Source organism: Burkholderia sp. RF4-BP95 (assembly GCF_001521985.1).
GTDB classification, from domain to species: domain Bacteria; phylum Pseudomonadota; class Gammaproteobacteria; order Burkholderiales; family Burkholderiaceae; genus Burkholderia; species Burkholderia diffusa.
On the sequence record NZ_LOSX01000004.1, the window covers coordinates 1 to 713 of the forward strand.

Annotated in this window: 1 protein-coding gene; it reads right to left on the reverse strand. The window is 66.6% G+C overall.

All coding sequences use genetic code 11. The features are described 5' to 3' along the window. On the reverse strand, nucleotides 1-713 hold a 713-nt coding region (locus WS46_RS00205; RefSeq protein WP_179949105.1), incomplete at both ends, for an RHS domain-containing protein.

A 713-nucleotide genomic window follows, 5' to 3' on the forward strand; every position in this document is an offset into this window, starting at 1 on the left:
GCGCTTCACCCCACGCCTGATAGCGTGCCGACCACGCCAGCTCACCCGCCTCGTCCGTCAACTCCTGCGGCGTGCCGATCTGATCACAATGGTAGTACGCCAGCGACGTGAGATCCGGCGCTTCGTTCTCCCCATCCCCCAGCACCGCCGGCCCCGTCACGCGCAACAGCGGCGTGAAGCTTCCCGGCTCATACACATAGTGCGTCGTCTCGCGCTTGTCCCACGAGGTCTCATACGCCAGCGTATCGCCGTCCCAACCGTACAACGTCAGCCCATAGCCGTGCTCCTGCTTCAGCCGACGCCGCTCCGCATCCCGCCAGCCGCTGCCCGCGTTCATCAGATGCGGCACCTGCGGCTCCGTCAGCTTCGCGATGCGCCGACCCAGCGCGTCGTACACATACCGCGCCTCCATGTGCCGGTTTTCCGCCGTCACCAGCCGGCCCAGGCTGTTCCACCCGAACGTCGTATGCTCGCCGTTGCGCTTGCGCGCCGTCAGGTTCCCTTGCTTGTCGTACGTGTAGTGCGTGCCGGCATATTCCTTCAGCAGGTTGTCCAGCAGCGGCGCGGCCGGCTTCCCGCCGAGCGCGCCAATCCCGTGCGCATCCCGCTCCGTCGCGTCCACGATATTGCTCGCCGGATCGAACGCAAACGTCTCCACGCCCAGCGACGACTGCGCGCGCGTGAGCCGGCCAATCGGATCGTACGCATACTGG